The sequence below is a fragment of the Clostridium sp. BJN0001 genome, from assembly GCF_022869825.1.
Classification (GTDB): Bacteria; Bacillota; Clostridia; order Clostridiales; family Clostridiaceae; genus Clostridium.
This window is the reverse complement of the sequence record NZ_CP094971.1, coordinates 338,126-355,994: the sequence shown is the minus strand read 5'-3', so window position 1 is coordinate 355,994 and position 17,869 is coordinate 338,126. Positions and strand designations below refer to the sequence as shown.

15 protein-coding genes, 1 tRNA gene, 1 riboswitch and 1 other annotated feature are annotated in these 17,869 nt (G+C 30.6%); of the genes, 6 read left to right on the top strand and 10 right to left on the bottom strand.

Annotated elements, in window-relative coordinates; genetic code table 11:
* Positions 1-10: 10 nt before the first annotated feature.
* The 3 genes from MTX53_RS01790 to MTX53_RS01780 all read right to left on the bottom strand — a co-directional run bounded on the left by MTX53_RS01790 (position 11) and on the right by MTX53_RS01780 (position 2,591).
* Positions 11-853: a MetQ/NlpA family ABC transporter substrate-binding protein gene (locus MTX53_RS01790; RefSeq protein WP_244834482.1), complete on the bottom strand. Its 843-nt coding sequence runs from the start codon at positions 851-853 to the stop codon at positions 11-13.
* Between the two features lie 65 nt (positions 854-918).
* A complete protein-coding gene (locus MTX53_RS01785; protein ID WP_244834481.1) occupies positions 919-1,572 on the bottom strand; it encodes a methionine ABC transporter permease in 654 nt (217 codons plus the stop codon).
* On the bottom strand, positions 1,569-2,591 hold the full coding sequence (locus tag MTX53_RS01780) for an ATP-binding cassette domain-containing protein (protein ID WP_244834480.1): 1,023 nt from the start codon (positions 2,589-2,591) through the stop codon (positions 1,569-1,571). The genes MTX53_RS01785 and MTX53_RS01780 overlap by 4 nt, the downstream gene beginning before the upstream one ends.
* A gap of 210 nt (positions 2,592-2,801) precedes the next feature.
* Positions 2,802-2,909, top strand: a riboswitch (SAM riboswitch).
* A gap of 132 nt (positions 2,910-3,041) precedes the next feature.
* On the opposite strand from MTX53_RS01780, the gene MTX53_RS01775 reads away from it, so the two are divergent.
* Together MTX53_RS01775 and MTX53_RS01770 are read left to right on the top strand one after the other, a co-directional pair.
* Positions 3,042-4,178 (top strand): PLP-dependent aspartate aminotransferase family protein, encoded by a 1,137-nt coding sequence (locus MTX53_RS01775; protein ID WP_244834479.1) that lies wholly within the window; start codon positions 3,042-3,044, stop codon positions 4,176-4,178.
* Between the two features lie 17 nt (positions 4,179-4,195).
* The gene (locus MTX53_RS01770) at positions 4,196-5,335 is read left to right on the top strand and encodes an aminotransferase class I/II-fold pyridoxal phosphate-dependent enzyme (protein WP_244834478.1); all 1,140 of its coding nucleotides are present in this window, start codon (positions 4,196-4,198) and stop codon (positions 5,333-5,335) included.
* Between the two features lie 507 nt (positions 5,336-5,842).
* Here MTX53_RS01770 and MTX53_RS01765 read toward each other — a convergent pair.
* The 4 genes from MTX53_RS01765 to MTX53_RS01750 form a co-directional block, all read right to left on the bottom strand.
* A tRNA-Leu gene (locus tag MTX53_RS01765) sits at positions 5,843-5,929 on the bottom strand.
* A 59-nt stretch (positions 5,930-5,988) separates the two neighbouring features.
* Complete coding sequence (locus MTX53_RS01760; RefSeq protein ID WP_244834477.1) at positions 5,989-7,236, bottom strand: ABC transporter permease; 1,248 nt, start codon at positions 7,234-7,236, stop codon at positions 5,989-5,991.
* On the bottom strand, positions 7,227-7,961 hold the full coding sequence (locus MTX53_RS01755) for an ABC transporter ATP-binding protein (RefSeq protein ID WP_244834476.1): 735 nt from the start codon (positions 7,959-7,961) through the stop codon (positions 7,227-7,229). Before MTX53_RS01755 ends, MTX53_RS01760 begins: the two co-directional genes overlap by 10 nt.
* Before the next feature lie 5 nt (positions 7,962-7,966).
* The gene (locus MTX53_RS01750) at positions 7,967-9,412 is read right to left on the bottom strand and encodes an efflux RND transporter periplasmic adaptor subunit (protein WP_244834475.1); all 1,446 of its coding nucleotides are present in this window, start codon (positions 9,410-9,412) and stop codon (positions 7,967-7,969) included.
* A 159-nt stretch (positions 9,413-9,571) separates the two neighbouring features.
* Positions 9,572-9,828, top strand: a binding site (T-box leader).
* Between the two features lie 67 nt (positions 9,829-9,895).
* On the opposite strand from MTX53_RS01750, the gene thrS reads away from it, so the two are divergent.
* The 4 genes from thrS (at position 9,896) to MTX53_RS01730 (ending at position 15,299) form a co-directional block, all read left to right on the top strand.
* Positions 9,896-11,827: a threonine--tRNA ligase gene (gene thrS, locus MTX53_RS01745; protein WP_244834474.1), complete on the top strand. Its 1,932-nt coding sequence runs from the start codon at positions 9,896-9,898 to the stop codon at positions 11,825-11,827.
* Between the two features lie 353 nt (positions 11,828-12,180).
* Complete coding sequence (locus MTX53_RS01740; protein WP_244834473.1) at positions 12,181-12,723, top strand: CYTH domain-containing protein; 543 nt, start codon at positions 12,181-12,183, stop codon at positions 12,721-12,723.
* Between the two features lie 194 nt (positions 12,724-12,917).
* Positions 12,918-13,946 carry a hypothetical protein gene (locus MTX53_RS01735; protein ID WP_244834472.1) on the top strand — a complete coding sequence of 343 codons (1,029 nt, stop codon included), beginning with the start codon at positions 12,918-12,920 and terminating at the stop codon, positions 13,944-13,946.
* 363 nt (positions 13,947-14,309) lie between these two features.
* Complete coding sequence (locus tag MTX53_RS01730) at positions 14,310-15,299, top strand: hypothetical protein (RefSeq protein WP_244834471.1); 990 nt, start codon at positions 14,310-14,312, stop codon at positions 15,297-15,299.
* Positions 15,300-15,390: 91 nt separating this feature from the next.
* Here the strand turns inward: MTX53_RS01730 and MTX53_RS01725 are convergent, their stop codons facing one another.
* The 3 genes from MTX53_RS01725 to MTX53_RS01715 all read right to left on the bottom strand — a co-directional run bounded on the left by MTX53_RS01725 (position 15,391) and on the right by MTX53_RS01715 (position 17,832).
* Positions 15,391-16,350: a CAP domain-containing protein gene (locus MTX53_RS01725; RefSeq protein ID WP_244834470.1), complete on the bottom strand. Its 960-nt coding sequence runs from the start codon at positions 16,348-16,350 to the stop codon at positions 15,391-15,393.
* A gap of 294 nt (positions 16,351-16,644) precedes the next feature.
* Complete coding sequence (locus MTX53_RS01720) at positions 16,645-16,836, bottom strand: hypothetical protein (protein WP_244834469.1); 192 nt, start codon at positions 16,834-16,836, stop codon at positions 16,645-16,647.
* A gap of 159 nt (positions 16,837-16,995) precedes the next feature.
* Positions 16,996-17,832 (bottom strand): deoxyribonuclease IV, encoded by an 837-nt coding sequence (locus MTX53_RS01715; RefSeq protein ID WP_244834468.1) that lies wholly within the window; start codon positions 17,830-17,832, stop codon positions 16,996-16,998.
* Positions 17,833-17,869 lie beyond the last annotated feature (37 nt).

The following is a 17,869-nucleotide window of genomic DNA, read 5'->3' as shown; positions in this document are numbered from 1 at the left end:
CTCTTTATATCTATTTAAGTTCATCTGGAATAAACCAATAATCATTTTTATTATTTTCAGCCATATACTTTTTAAATTCATCTGATTTATAGGCAGATACTATATCTTGAGCCCATTTAGAATCTTTATTTTTTTCACTTACGACAACTACAAGCTCTAAATCTTTAGCAACATCTTCATGAAGAAGTGATTTATCCGCATCAATTTTTGAAGAATAAACTACACTTCCAGGAATAATTGCATAATCCAGATCATCCAATGAACGTGGAATCTGAGCCGAATCCATCTCAATTATATTTAAATCATATTTATTTTCTTTTATATCATTTTTAGTAAGTGTTGTAGGATTTGCACTATCATCTATCTCAATCCATCCAGCTTTATTAAGAAGTCTATATGCTCTTGCTGCATTTGATGGATCCTGTGGAATTGCAACCTTTTGACCTTGTTTTACTTCATCTAGTGACGAGTGTGTATTTGAAAATATTCCCGCTGGTACTGTTGGTATATGAACTATAGCTTCCAAATCTCCATTATTTTCTTTGTTGTAATTTTCAGCATAAGCTGTGTGCTGAGCAACATTAAAATCTACTTTTCCTTCTGTAATTGCAACTTCTGATTGTAGTAGATCAGAAAAATCAATAGATTTAATTGTATATCCTTCTTTCTCAAGTATAGGTTTTACAGCTGAATCAAATAATTCATTATATGGCCCTGGTGATACTCCTACTGTAATAGTTTTTTTATCTGAAGAATCAGATTTAGAAGAAGCCTGTCCGCATCCTGCTAATGATACTGCCATAACAGCCAATACTGCATTTGCTAAAATTTTTCTAAGTATTTTCATTTTCATAATTATTTTCCCCCTCTTTATTTTTAATTATTCTTATCAAAATAGTCATATTTATTTATAAAAAATTAATGCCTTCTTATTTTTGCAGATAAATAGTTCCCAAAATTCTGAATAAGTTGTACAAAAATAACTAATATAACTACAGTAAGGACTATAACTTTTGTATTAAACCTCTGATAACCATATGATATTGCAATATCTCCTATCCCTCCACCTCCTATAGTTCCAGCCATAGCAGTTGCACCTATAAGTCCTATTGTAGCAGTTGTAATGCTTAGTATTAATGATGAAAGTGCTTCCGGCAATAGAAAGTGCCAGATTATTTGGAATGTTGTAGCCCCCATCGCTTCTGCCGTCTCAAGTATTCCACCACTTACTTCAAAAAGCGAATTCTCAACAAGCCTTGCTATATAAGGAATTATGAAAACAATAAGTGGTACTATAGCCGCTTCTGTACCTATGGATGTACCAACTATCAGCTTTGTAAATGGAACAATTGCAACAAGCAGAATAATAAAAGGAATCGAACGTACAATATTTACAACATTATTTAAAATAAGTGATACTGCCTTATTTTTTATTATTCCTTTAGCATTTGTTATTACAAGGAGTATTCCAAGCGGTATTCCTAATAAAGATCCTATTAGTAAAGATACACTTACCATTTCAAGAGTTTCTAATACAGCTTTAACTATCTGATAATAACTTACATTCATCATAAAACTACCTCCCTAACTTTAACTCCTTTATCTTTTATAATATTTATTGCATTATCAATATTTTCTTTTTCTCCTTCTGCTTCAATAGTTATATATCCTAAAATATCTTTCGAAAGTTCAGTAAAATTTGCATAAAGTATATTCATATTTACGCCAGCTTTAGCTGATGCATCCGCAATTATTGATTCTTTTGCGCTTTTTCCTAAAAATTTTACTTCAAGAAGCTTTTTATTAATATCATGAAAATCAAATTCCTCTAATATTGATTTTGGAACATCATCATGTACTACCGTTCTTACAAAATTCTTTGTTGTCTGTTTCTTAGGATTTCCAAATATATCAATTAAATTTCCTTCTTCAATTATCTGCCCTTTTTCCATTACTGCAACTTTATTACAGACTTCACGTATTACGTTCATTTCATGAGTAATAATTAAAATTGTTATATTATATTTTTTATTAATTTTCTTCAAAAGTTCTAATACAGATTGTGTAGTTTCAGGATCTAAAGCCGATGTTGCCTCATCGCATAAAAGTATAAGAGGATCTGTTGCAAGCGCTCTAGCTATTCCTATTCTCTGTTTCTGACCTCCTGACAATTCATCAGGATAAGCCTTAGACTTATCTTCAAGTCCTACAAATTTAAGAAGTTCATTAACTTTACTTTCTATTTGAAACTTAGGTGTTTTATTTAAGATAAGAGCAATAGCAATATTATCAAATACAGTTTTAGAATTAAGAAGGTTAAAATGTTGGAATACCATTCCAATCTGTTTTCTTAAATCTCTAAGTTCTTTTTTATTTAATTTAGCAAGATTTTTACCATTAACTATTACTTTTCCGCTTGTAGGCTTCTCTAAATAATTAATCGTTCTTAATAAAGTGCTTTTTCCAGCACCACTAAATCCTATTACTCCAAATATATCACCTTTATCAATATTAAAAGTAATTCCTTTAAGCGCTTCTACTTTAACATCTTTTCTTTTAAATATTTTTTCTACTTTTTCAAGCTTGATCATTTATGCACCCCTCCCAGATATTTAATCATTATAAATCTTATTCTTACAATTCCCATAAAATTACTCATGTATAAATTGTATGTTTTGAATTATAATTCCTATTTATGATTTTGTCAAATATTTCTCCTTTAAAATTTATATCTTTATAAATTATTTTATTGACATTAATAATATTAACTGTATAATGATATTTAATAATTAAATATTTATTTCTTATTACGAGCGGTGGAGGGACTGGCCCTATGAAACCCAGCAACCATAAAATGCAATTTATTTTAATGGTGCTAAATCCTGCAGGATTATCCTGAAAGATGAGAAAATTGTAGAATTAATTTCGCTTCTTTTCAGGGAAGCGATTTTTTTATTTCCCTCCATAAATCAATTTTTTATTTATCGATTCATTTTGAGAAATACTATGTTTAAATAAAATTTAATTTAGGAGATGATTTTATGAATTTTGAAACTTTAATTGTACACGGAATATCAAATGGTGATACAAAAACTGGTGCAATAAGTTTTCCAATCTATCAAACTGCTACTTTTAAACATTTAGGATTAAATAAAAGTACAGGATACGATTATTCAAGAGACACAAATCCAACAAGAGAAGAAGCTGAAAAAACAATTGCAAAGCTTGAAAATGGTAAATACGGTCTTGCTTTTTCTTCTGGTGTTGCTGCTATTACATGCTGTATACATTTATTTAACTCAGGAGATCATATAATTTTATCAGACGACTTATATGGAGGAACAGTAAGGCTTTTTAACGATACTTTTTCACAATACGGAATTACTTGCTCCTTTATAGATACAACAGATACTAAGAAAATAAAAAATTCAATAAAACCTAATACTAAGGCTATTTTTATCGAAACACCTTCTAATCCTCTTTTAAAAGTTACTGATATAAAGGCTGTTTCTGATATCTCAATTCAGAGTAATTTGATATTATTAGTTGATAATACTTTTTTAACTCCATTTTATCAAAAGCCATTAAATTTAGGTGCTGATATTGTTATCCATAGTGGAACAAAATACCTATCTGGACATAATGATTCCCTTTCAGGACTTATTGTTACAAATAAGGAGTTTTTATATAAGAAATTAAAAAATATTCAAATGACAACAGGAGCTATACTTTCTCCTTTTGATTCATGGCTTCTTTTAAGAGGAATAAAGACTTTATCTATACGTCTTAAAAAGTCACAGCAAAATGCTATTAAAATATCTGATTTTTTACAAACTGATCCTAATGTAAGTAAAGTCTATTACACTGGTCTTAAGGATTTCGATGGATATGAAACTAACGCTAAACAATCATCCGGTTTTGGTTCTACCATTTCTTTTAAAGTAAAAGATAAATATATGGTAAAAAAAATACTTGATAACGTAAAAATAATAAGCTTTGCAGAAAGTCTTGGGGGAGTTGAAACATTAATTACATATCCATATACACAGACACATGCAGATGTACCAGATTATATAAAGAAACGTCTAGGAATTGATGAATTCCTTTTAAGAATATCAGTAGGTATTGAAGATTCAGATGACTTAATTAATGATCTTAAAAATGCAATAAATTTATAGAAAATGAGGTGTTAAAAATGAACTTTGCAACAAATTTAATTCACTATAATGGCGATATTGATCCATTAACAGGAGCTGTAAACACTCCTATATATCAGACATCTACTTTTCATCAATCTGATATAAATAATTTTGGCAAATATGATTATTCACGTTCAGGGAATCCTACAAGAGAAGCTCTTGAAAATTTAATAGCACAGCTTGAAGGAGGAAAAAGAGGCTTTGCCTTTTCTTCTGGAATTGCGGGTATATGCTCTGTATTCTCAATTTTTTCAGCAGGAGATCATATTATAGTATGTAGTGACGTTTATGGCGGTACATATAGAGCTATTAGTAAATTATTTTCAAGATTTAATATAGAATTTACTTTTGTCAGTGCAACTAATACAAATGAAATTGTTTCTGCTTTCAAAAAAAATACTAAAGCTATTTACCTTGAAACTCCATCTAATCCTCTTTTAAAAGTTACTGACCTTAGAAGTGCAATAAGCATTGCAAAAGAACATAATGCAATTACAATAGTTGATAATACTTTCATGTCTCCATATTTTCAAAAGCCTTTAAAATTAGGAGCAGATATCGTTATTCATAGTGCTACAAAATTTTTAGGAGGACATAGTGATGTTGTAAGCGGTCTTGTTACAACAAATAACAGTGATCTTGCAGACAGAATATATCAGATTCAAAATACTTTTGGTGCAATTTTAGGCCCACAGGACTGTTATCTTCTCATAAGAGGAATAAAGACATTAAAGGTAAGAATGGATGCGCTTCAATCTAATGCTTATAAATTAGCTTTATGGCTTGAAAAGCAAGAAAAAATTGAAAAAGTATATTACCTTGGTCTTAATTCATGTAAATATAAAAGACTTCATTTTTCACAATCATCTGGAGCCGGAGCTGTGTTATCATTTAAATTCAAAGATTTTAAAACTACTGAACATTTTTTAAATAATATTAAAGGAGTTGCTGTTGCAGTAAGTCTTGGAAGTGTGGAAACAATCGTTTCATATCCTGCTAAGATGAGCCATGCTTCAATTCCAAGAGAAGAAAGAGAAAAACTTGGTATTTCAGATACTTTAATAAGAGTTTCTGTAGGTCTTGAAGACATACATGATTTGATTAAAAATTTTTCTGCAGCAATATATGAAATATAAGTATATCACTAGTTTTATCTAGACTTAGTACAAAGGACAGTACAAATGACAAACTGTTAAATGACAAATGACAAAGAATGTGGAAATTCCGTTGGAATTTCATTTTATGTATTTTGAGATTCTCTCAAAATATAAAAGCTTTCGCCTGAACGCGAAAGCTCAATATATTTTAGTTTCTGCGATTTGAGCAGAAACATCCCCCTTTGTCATTTGTCATTTGTGCTTTGTCCTTTAGTATGTCCTTTGTCATTTAGTATAAAGACTGTTTTTATATGTGTATTTTAACTATCATTTAAGGGAATTATACTCATAACTCTCTATAATAATTATTTCTTTTGGTTAGCAACAACAATAGCTATTGTAGTAGCTACTACAGCACAAAACAATATAAGCCACGAATTTGGATGCATTTTTGACCCTACACTATATAATATTTATTTTATCACTAATATACAAAAAAGACTGTTTTTAATAACTCATTAAAAACAGTCTATAAAATACTCTGCTTGGTGCAGATGAAGGGACTTGAACCCATACGACCTTTCAGTCACTAGACCCTTAATCTAGCGCGTCTGCCGATTCCGCCACATCTGCATAAGCTTATTATAGTATTTTTATTTTAATTTTTCAAGTCTTTTTTAATATTTTTTTATTTATTCATATCTTAGAGCTTCAATAGGATCAAGTGATGCTGCCTTTTTTGCAGGGTAATATCCAAAGAAAACTCCTATTGCCATTGAGAAGGTAAAACTTATAATTACTGCTGGAATAGATATTGATATAGGTGATTTTAAAAGAAGTGAAGTCACTATTCCTGCCATAACTCCAAGTATTATTCCTATTGTTCCTCCAATTGTACATATTATAACTGACTCTGTTATAAACTGCATTTTTATCTGGCTGCTCTTTGCACCAAGTGCTTTTCTCGTTCCTATCTCCTTTGTCCTCTCAGTAACAGAAACAAGCATGATATTCATAACTCCTATTCCTCCAACTAATAAGGCTATTGCAGCAATTACTGATATTCCAATAGATATAGTTGAAAGAACTTTTGTTATACTCTGTGCCTCTTCCCTATTATTAAATACTTTCAAATTGAATTTCTTATTATTTTTATATAATTTATCTCCATATTTTTCAATATCTTTTACAAGGTTCTGAGCATCAACATTATCAACTGGTGTAAGTGAAAAATAAGCAAAATTCTTATCATCTTTCCCAAGAGTTACTGGTACATATAAATCTGTTGTAACATCTTTTTCGCTTACTGAGCCTCCTCCACCCAAAAGTGAATTTGATTCATATTTATAGACACCTGCTATCTGATATGTTTCTATATTATCATCAACATAAACCTTTATCTCTTTTCCTAAAGGATTTTTGTCTTTAAACATATTATTTGCAAATTTATCTGATATTACAGCTATTTTTTTTGCTCCTTTTACATCTCTTTCATTTATAAATCTTCCCTTTATCATCTTTACATTTTGAACTGTTTCGTAGCCTGTACTAACGCCTCTAATTCTTACATTTGCATATAGTTTTTCGTCTTTTGCTTTTCCAGTTCCCTGTATATATTCCATTGATACAGCTTTTATTCTATCTGAAAACACATTTTGTAAATTATCTATCTGACTTTTAGTAAGCAAATCACTATCTTCAGGGTTTAAATAATAACCTTCATTTTGATTCTGATTTCTTTGTGCGACTTCAACTTCCATATTATTAGCGCCCATTGTGTCGAGTTTTGCAGATACTGTTGATGTTATTGCATTTCCTATAGAAACAATTCCTATTACAGACGATATTCCTATTATTATTCCAAGCATTGTTAAAAATGAACGCATCTTACTCGCTTTTATTCCTGCTATTGCAAGCATTATATTTTCTTTTAGAAACATTTTTTATCACCATCTTCATATCTTTTTTTATAATTTTCATTTTTCTCTTCAGATACGATCCTTCCATCTCTTATTGTGATAAGTCTTTCTGTTTCATCTGCAAGATCTCTATTATGCGTTATTAAAACTATCGTCTTTCCTTCAAGTTCATGCACTTTATGAAATATATCCATAACAAGTCTTCCTGTAGCAGAATCAAGTGCTCCTGTAGGTTCATCTGCAAGTATTATTTCAGGATCATTAGAAAGTGCTCTTGCTATAGCAACCCTCTGTTTCTGTCCACCTGATAATTCATTTGGCTGATGAAACATTCTTTCTTCCATTCCTACAAGCTTTAAAAGTTCTTTTGCCCTATTAGATCGCACTTTTGATGGAACACCTGCATAAAGCATTGGAAGCTCAACATTTTTAAGTGCAGTGCTTCTTGGAATAAGATTAAATGTCTGAAATACAAATCCTATCTTGCTGTTTCTTATATCTGATAAGCCATCATCTGAAACTTCACTCATATCAGAATCATCTAAAATATACGTTCCCTCAGTTTGTCTATCAAGTGCACCTATAATATTCATAAGTGTACTTTTACCAGAACCTGAAGGACCTATTATAGATACAAATTCACCTTTTTTTACAGTCATATTTATATCTTTTAATATATCAAGCTGAGTTTCAGATCCAACATGGTAGCTCTTAGAAATATTTTTCATTTCAATTACATTACTCATATTATCTACTCCTTAGAAACTTCTATCACATCAGAAGGTTTAACATTTGATGGATCATTTATTATAAGCATTCCTTCTTCTAAATCATCACCAGAAACTTCTGTATAAAAATCAGATTCTATTCCTATATTTACAGCAATCCTTTCTACAATATATTTACCTTCTTCATTTTTCTGTGCTACATAAACGCATGTTCCTTCATCATCATCAACTATCGCATCTGACGATGCATTTAAAACATCATCTTTACTATTTATTATTATATTAAGTCTTGCACTCATTCCTGATAAAATATTTTCATTATCTTCATCTATTGAAATCTTAGCCATAAACCCTGAAGAAGTAGTTGAAGCAGATGCTCCATTTTTATTATCTCCTCCCTGAGACTGCATAGAAGTTATCATATTTGCTCCACTTTGAATGGATTTATCTAAACTTATTATTTTTCCAGGAATAACTTCATCATCTGTTGCATCTGTTTTTATCTCAACGTCTTGTCCAACTTCTATATCTGGTCTATCAATTTCTTTTATTGAAGCTGTAACTTCTTTATGATTTAAATCTTCAATTGTAAATAGTGTTCCTGCTGCAGGATTGCCCACTTTTGCATTAACTTTTACAACTGTTCCATCCTCTGGTGCTGTTATTGTGCATTTTTCAATCTCAAGTTCCTGTTTTTCTATAGATATGTCTTTACTTTTGTCATCTGCATCATTTATAGCAGAATCATAAGCTGACTTTGCATCTGTTATAGAGTTATTAAAATTTGATTTTGCCTGTGAAAGTGCATTTTCTGCTTTTGAAAGTTCACTTTCTGCATTGTTATAATCATTTTCTTTTTCATCAAGTGTACTTTCTGAAACAGCTCCTGCATCATATAAAATTTTATTCTGCTCATAAATTTTCTTTTTACTATGTACATTATTTAAGGCAGAATTTACAGACTCCTGTGCATTTTTTATCTCTGTATCAGATTCTTTCGCATTTTTATATTTATTAAGTGCAGCATCTGCTTTTATTTTATTTGCATTTTCAAATGTTCCTGCCTGCTCTTTTGCAAGTTCAAGATCCTTTTCAAGTTCTGATGAATCTAAAATGGCAAGTACATCTCCTTTTTTAACTTCATCGCCTTCTTTTACCTTTACTTCTTTTATAGAATTATTAAGCTTTGTATATACATCATAAGAATCTTTAGCTTTTATGTTTCCAGTAACACTTATGCTTGTTTTTATATTGCCTCGTGAAAGAGAAGAACACTCAGCCACCTTTAATGGCTTTGGCATAATAAACGATTTAATTATAATAGCTAAAATAATTACTAAAACTATTCCAAGTAAAATAAATCTCTTTTTTATCTTCTTTTTTGGTTTATTCTTTTTATTTTCTTTTTTATTAGAACTTATCCCTTTAAAATGTATGCCTTTTAATTTCCCAATTTTTAAACTATGCATATATATCTATCCCCCGCATTTATTTTATTTCATAAATATAGTATAAATTATTAATATGAAATAAACATTACACTTAACTAAAATTTTCCTTAATTTTTGTTAAGTATTTTTATGTTGACATCGTCTTTTAAAATGTTATAATAAAGCTAACATGAATAGGAAAAAACATTGATGAGGACAGTAAGCTGTAATTATATTTCAAAGAGAAGATGTATTTTGGTGCGAGCATTCAAATATATTCAGACTGAAAACCACCTCTGAGCGGTCTTAATAACACCCGTTTTTATCACGTTACGATATTTTTTTAAGTGACCTTATTTAAGCTTTATGCTAAAAATGCTGCGCTTTTATTTTTGCGTGTATTTTTTAATAAGGTAATCAGAGTGGAACCACGGATATTCTAATTCGTCTCTAATTTTTTAGAGACGAATTTTTTTATTATATAAATAAATAAATGATAATTTTCTGAAAGGAGTTTTTTAAATGATTAAAGTTACTTTAAAAGATGGCTCAGTTAAAGAATTTGATAAAGAGCTTTCTATCTTAGACATTTCAAAATCAATAAGCGAAGGTTTAGCAAGGAACGCATGTTGCGCAAAGGTAGACGGAAAGACCGAAGACCTTCGAACTATAATAGATAAAGATGTTAACCTTGAAATATTTACTGCTGATTCAGAGGAAGGATTAGCTACAATAAGACACACAGTATCACATGTACTTGGATATGCTGTAAAAAGATTATTCCCTGAAGCAAAGCTTGCAATAGGACCATCAATTGATACTGGATTCTACTATGATTTTGATAAAGAAGGTTCTTTCTCAACTGATGATTTAGTAGCAATCGAAAAAGAAATGAAGAAAATAATAAAGGAAAATCCTTCTATTGAAAGATTTGAACTTCCAAAGGACAAAGCTTTAGATCTTATGAAAGATGAACCTTATAAAGTTGAACTTATAAATGATCTTGCTGAAGGAGAAGTTATTTCTTTCTACAAAATTGGAGATTTCACAGATCTTTGTGCAGGCCCTCATTTAATGAGCGTTAAAAACGTAAAGGCTATAAAGCTTACAAGAACTTCTGGTTCTTACTGGAAAGGAAACGAGAAAAATAAGATGCTTTCTAGAATATATGGAACAGCATTCTTAAAGAAATCTCAACTTGATGAATTCTTAAAAGCTTTAGAAGAAGCTGCTAAGAGAGATCATAACAAACTTGGAAGAGAACTTGAATTATTCACAACTAACGAATTAGTAGGTCAAGGACTTCCACTTCTTATGCCAAAGGGTGCTAAAATTGTTCAACTTCTTCAAAGATGGGTTGAAGATGAAGAAGAAAAGAGAGGCTATCTCTTAACTAAAACTCCTTTAATGGCTAAGAGCGATTTATATAAAGTTTCAGGACACTGGGATCATTATAAAGAAGACATGTTTGTTTTAGGTGATGAAGAAAAAGATGATGAAGTATATGCATTAAGACCAATGACTTGTCCATTCCAGTATTGCATCTACAAATCAAAACAGAGAAGCTACAGAGATCTTCCTTTAAGATACAATGAAACTTCTGTATTATTCAGAAATGAAGCATCAGGAGAAATGCACGGACTTACAAGAGTAAGACAATTTACATTAGCTGATGCACATATCATGTGTATGCCAGAACAATTAGAACAAGAATTTAAATCTGTACTTGAACTTATAAAATACATAATGGATACTTTAGGAATGACTGAGGGTATCACTTATAGATTTTCAAAATGGGATCCAAACAATGCTGAAAAGTATATAAACAATCCAGCAGCATGGGATCACACTCAAAAGGTTATGAAACAAATTCTTGATCATTTAAATATAAACTATGTTGAAGCAGATGATGAAGCAGCATTCTATGGTCCAAAGCTTGACCTTCAGTGCAAGAACGTTCATGGAAAAGAAGATACATTATTCACTATTCAGATAGACTTTGCTCTTGCTGAAAGATTTGATATGACTTACACAGACAAAGATGGTCAAAAGAAGAGACCTTATATAATCCACAGATCTTCAATCGGATGCTATGAAAGAACATTATCAATGCTTATTGAAAAATATGCAGGTGCTTTCCCAACATGGCTTGCACCAGTACAAGTAAAAGTTCTTCCTATATCTGATAAATACAAGGATTACGCTGAAAATGTAACTAAGAATCTTAAAGACAGCGGAATAAGATGTGAACTTGATACAAGAGTTGAAAAGATCGGCTACAAGATAAGAGAAGCAAGACTTGAAAAAGTTCCTTACATGTTAGTTGTCGGCGAAAAAGAAGCAGCAAATAACGAAGTTTCTGTAAGAAGCAGAAAGAACGATGATGAAGGAGCTCAAAAGCTTGACGACTTTATCGGAAGAGTTCTTAAGGAAATTGCTACCAAAGCTCTTTAGTAAAATGACAAACTGTTAAAGAACAGCTACAGATGACAAACTTTCAAAGGACAAATGACAAATGAGGTGGAAATTCCTACGGAATTTCATTGTATGGTATTTTGCGATTCTCGCAAAATACTAAGGCTTTCGCCTGAAGCGAAAGCTAAATAAATTTTAGTTTCTGCGATTTGAGCAGAAACTTCCATCTTTGTCATTTGTCCTTTTTCCTTTGTCATTTAGTATGTCCTTTGTCATTTAAACTAAATTTTAGTTTCTGCGCCTTCGCAGAAACATCCACAATTGTCCATTGATAATTGTCAATTATTTTATCAATTATTCATTATTAATTATCAATTCTAAAAGGTGGTTTTATGGAATTTGAGACAAGACTTATAGATATAAATGTAGATAACATAAGAAAAATATTAACAGATAATAACGCAGAGAAAGTTAAAGTTGAAGATCAGATAAATGATATTTATGATTTTGAAGATAAAAGGCTTTTAAATAAAAAAGGATATGCAAGAATAAGAACAATTTATGACCATTTACATAATGAAACTATCTATTATATGACTACTAAAAAAATAGTTTCACAGGGCAAATTTAAAGTTATGGACGAGAATGAAACTATAATAGAAAATAAAAAAGCTGGTGAAGGGATATTTAAATCACTCGGTCTATGCCTAAATCAGTCTATAAAAAAATATCGAGAAAGCTACAGAATTTTTGATTCTCTAGTTGAAATTGATATAAACGAAAAAAGTTTCTGTCCATTTCCCTATCTTGAAATTGAAACAAATTCAGAGGAAAGCTTAAAAAAAGTAGTTGAACTTTTAGGCTATAAAACTTCTGATACAACTTCTGAAACTATTTATAAAATAATAGAAGATTATAAAAATAAAAAACTTTAGTTTTTAAATATAAAAATGACTGTATCAAAATGATTATAAAAAATTATTTTGATATGGTCATTTTTTGTTTTTATATAAATATTATAATCTTCTTCTCTACTCTATTTAATACAATAGTAAAAGTGAAAGTGTCATAATTTTATACATATTATAATATCCTCTTACTATATACATTTGTTTTAAAGGGGTAATTTATGAAAAAAATTTCAATAAAGAAAAGTATAACAAAAACAATGTCAATATCACTAGCTGGAGCAGGCTTTTTTACTTTAGTTAATGCTGTGCCAGTAAGTGCAGCAACATTACACACTTATGGCAAAATGACTGATATTGTTCCAAATGAGGTATGCTATGAAAATAGAATAACGTTTGACTTTGGAGAAAAAGAAGTAGACTGTCCAGAGGGATTAATTCCAGACGAGTCAAATTTAAAATATTTACCAAATGTAGAGGGATATTATCAGACAGGCATAGAAAGTGAAGCAGTTCATAGCTATGAACCAATACGAGATGGTAAAGCAAATTATTATGGATATTTTGGAGAAAAAACATTAACATATGAACTTAGACTTCTATCGCAGCTAGGCACAACTCATGCAAAAGAAACGCCTATATGGAAAAAGAATGAAAAAGGAGAAAAAATAGCAACATTTATAGATAGAAAAGAAGTAACAGGATGGGTGGCATATGGTGGACATTGGTACTACCTTGAAGATGGTGTAATGCAGACAAATAGATGGTTTACAATAGACAATTCAAAATACTATATTGGCACAGATGGTAAGATGAAAACTGGCTGGGCAAAGATAGATAATAATTGGTACTTCTTTACTCCATACAAAGAATGGGTTACCCCAGTTATAGACGAAAATGGGGATAGAGATGTATATTCATATAATAACGCAAAAGAAATAGGAAAAATGCAGACAGGTTGGCTAGACACATATGATGTAACTGGCTTAGCTGGTAATACAGGTATATTAGACGATAAAACTGGTGAAGTCTGCTTAATAGAAGACGATCCATGCTATACAGTAAAACAGCAAAAACTATGGAAAGCAACTAGAACACATAAATGGTACTATTTAGGAACTGACGGTAAAATGGTAACAGGTTGGCAGATGATAAACGGAGCATGGTACTATTTCTATTCAAACGGTGAAATGGCAAGTAATTGCAATATTAGTGGTTATACTTTAGGAGCAGATGGTTCTTTACAGTAAAATTAATCTATTTTTATATTAACTATTTGTATTTATTATTATAGTAAAAAATTTGTCGGCGGGGCTTTGATAGACTTAATTTCAAACTAATTGTTACTAATCTACGAGAAAAGATAGAGTCTCCGCTACGAAATATCTATTTTTTTATAATAAAACAAAAACTGAATCAAATATTTCTTCTCTGCGTCTCTATCTTTTCTCTAGTCTTTCAAAAAATCAAATACAGCTAAAAAATGCCCCGCTATAATGAAATAATGTTCTTATCTACCCTATGCTAATTGAATACAAAAAAGAAGAGTGATATAATTTTTCTATATATTAGAATTTTTTTCTTATTATGTATTTTGTTTTAGGGGGTAAATTATGAAAAGAAATAATATAAAGAAAAATGTAGCAAAAACAATGTCTATGGCACTTGCAAGTGCAGGTTTAATGGGTTTATTTAATTCAGCTCCAGTCAGTGCAGCAACACTTCATACTTATGGAAGAATGTGTGAGCCTATACGTGCAACTGATTCATCCTACGAAGATAGAGTAGTATTTGATTTTGGAACTAAAGAAGTTAACTGTGCAGAGGGGGGTGTACCTAATGAGGCACATTATAATTATTTACCTCATATAGAGGGCTATTATACAACTGATGTAGAGGGGATAGCTTCACATAACTGGGTAGAAACAAAAAACGGGTATGCAACTTATTATGGAGATTATGGTGAATGTTTATTAACAGAGTTATTAAGACAAATATCACAAGTAGGAACAACTCATGCGTGGGAAACACCTATATGGAAAAAGAATGAAAAAGGTGAATGGATAGCAACATTCATGGATAAAGCAAAAGTAACAGGTTGGGTAGCATATGGTGGAACTTGGTATTACTTAATAGATGGTGTAATGCAGACAAACAGATGGTTTACTATTGGAAATTCTAAATACTATATCGGAGCAGATGGAAGAATGAAGATAGGCTGGGCAAAGGTAGATAATAGCTGGTATTTATTTACTCCAATGAAAGAATGGACTACTCCATTTATTAATGAAGAGGGAGAACAAGATTACCAAGACCATAATAATATACAAGAACTAGGAATAATGAAAACAGGTTGGGTAGACACTTATAAAATAACAGGTTTATTCGGTAATTCTCATTCTACTGATTTTATGCAGTATCAAGAAGATTTATATAATTCAACTCAAACTCATAAATGGTATTACTTAGGAACTGACGGTAAAATGAGAACAGGTTGGCAGAAGATAAACGGAGCATGGTACTACTTCTATTCAAACGGTGAAATGGCAAGTAATTGCAATATCAGTGGTTATACTTTAGGAGCAGATGGCTCTTTACAATAAAAATAATCATAAAAAAGGCAGATTCATAAATTGAATCTGCCTTTTTTATAGACTGGTATCAAAATAAGTTTTGTACTAGCCCATTCTTTAATTAATTAGAGAATGTTTGTGTTCCCATGTATTTTCCGTCTCCATAAAGAACTCCAACTCCAACTTTTGTGTATGATGGATTCATCATATTTTGTCTATGTCCTGCTGAATTCCACCATTGATTAAATAATTCTACAGCATCATATGAGTTATATGCAATATTCTCTGCTGTTGTAGTATATGAATATCCTATACTTTTTAACCAGCTTGTCCAGTTTGTTCCATCAGGATTAGTGTGGCTAAAGTAGTTAAGCTGAATCATGTGATTACTCTTATATCTTGCAACATCTAATAAAGTGTTATCCATTGTTAATGGCTTTAATCCTGCTTCTACTCTCTTTTCATTCATTAATTCAAGTATTTTATTTTCAGCACTGTTTTGAATAGCAACATCATATTTTTTAGTAACGCTTGGAAGTCCACTTGCATCTTTATACTGACTATTTGTAGTATCTTCGGTAGTAGTTTCTGCTGCTTTGTCCTCTACATTTGTATCTTCTGTTTCTACTGTAGTAGTAGTCTTTGTAGTGGTATCCTTTACAGTAGTGTCCACTGTTTTATCAGTATTTACTTCTTCAGTACCATTTTTATCTGAAGTATCATCAGTAGTAGTTGTTGTTGTAATTGCATCTTCTGTAGTAGTTATATTTTTAACTGTATCAGTATTATTTTTATCTGATTTGTTTGTGCAGTTTCCGGATTTGCATGTAAATGATGATAAATCAATTGTATATCCATTTACTTTAATTTTTCCATCTTTAATTGCACATTGACTATTTAGATAACATACTTTTCCATTTGTACTTTTTAAACAATTTGTCTTAGTATCATTTTGTGCAGAGCAACTAGTATTATCACATATCTGTCTCCACTGTGCAGATACTCCTAATGGAGTCGATATAACAATTGTTCCTGCTAGAACTGCTGCGCTTATACTTTTGAGTAACATACTTCTCTTCATTAGTTTTTCTCCTTTTATCCTTATGTATTTTTTAGGGGGACTGTCTTCCGCCCTGTAGCCATATAATAACATAGGCTAAAAAATATATCATACGCATAAACTCCATTTAAACACGATTAGACTTAATCTTCTCTATTATGCTTTCAAATTCTATCATAAATCTGTAATTTACTTACTTTTTTTATAATTTATGTGTATTATTTTTCCTCATTTAGTATAGTGTTTTCTTATATTCTATTTTATGTATTAATTGTTGGATTTTTTAGCTATTTTAAAGTTTTATGTTTTAAAATTTTACTTTCTTCTACTTATGTATACAATAATAATAGCTATTATTGCTACACAAAAATAACCTATTTCATATATAATCATTAAATTATCAAACATATCATTAGATATTCTATCACTTAAACGACTAGTAGCAATCATAGCAACTGTTATTATAAGATTTACTATACTTAAAATATATATTTTATTCTTCTTCATATTGAAACATCTCCCTTTTTTAATTCTTTAAAAGACAAAAGCTTTCGCCTAAAAAAGCGGAAGCTCATATATTCAAAGTTTCTGCGCCAAGCAGAAATCTCCACATTTGTCCTTTGTCCTTTAATTTGTCCTTTGTCCTTTGTCATTTGTCCTTTTCCTTTATTCCTTATATAAACTTTTCAGTTTTTTAATCTCTTTTGCATATCCATCAATATCATTTGGTGTTTCTAAGAAAAATGGTTTATCTCTAAGAAGAGGATGATTTATTATCCTTTCAATAGCTTCAATTCCTATATATCCTTCACCTATTTTTTCATGTCTATCTTTATGACTTTCAAATGGATTCTTGCTATCATTTAAATGTATTGCACAAAGTCTATCAAGACCTATTACTTTATCAAACTTTTCAAGAACTTCATCAAGATTATTTACTATATCATACCCTGCATCGTGAACATGGCATGTATCAAGGCATACCCCGAGGTGATCATTAAGCTCAACCTTATCCATTATGCTTCTTATCTCTTCAAAGGTTCTTCCAACTTCTGTTCCTTTTCCAGCCATTGTCTCAAGAAGAACTTTTGTAGTCTGCTCCTTTTTTAAAGCTTTATTTAACGCCTCTGCTATATATTCTATTCCTACTTCAGCTCCTTGCTTTATATGACTTCCAGGATGAAAATTGTAAAGATTTCCTGGCAGAATTTCCATTCTGTCTAAATCATCTGAAAGTACAGAAATAGCAAATTCCCTAGTTTTTTCATTTGCTGAACACGCATTTACTGTATATGGTGCATGAGCAAGTATCTTTGCAAAGTGATTTTCTTTTGCTATTTTTAAAAATTGAGCAATATCGTCCATATCAATTTCTTTTGCCTTGCTTCCACCTCTTGGGTTTCTACTAAAAAACTGAAATGTATTTCCATTTATTTTTACTGTCTCTTCTGCCATATTCTTAAATCCTTTTGATGCTGACAGATGACAACCTATATTAAGCATATTTATCCCTCCATTAAACTCTATAGTACATATTTTA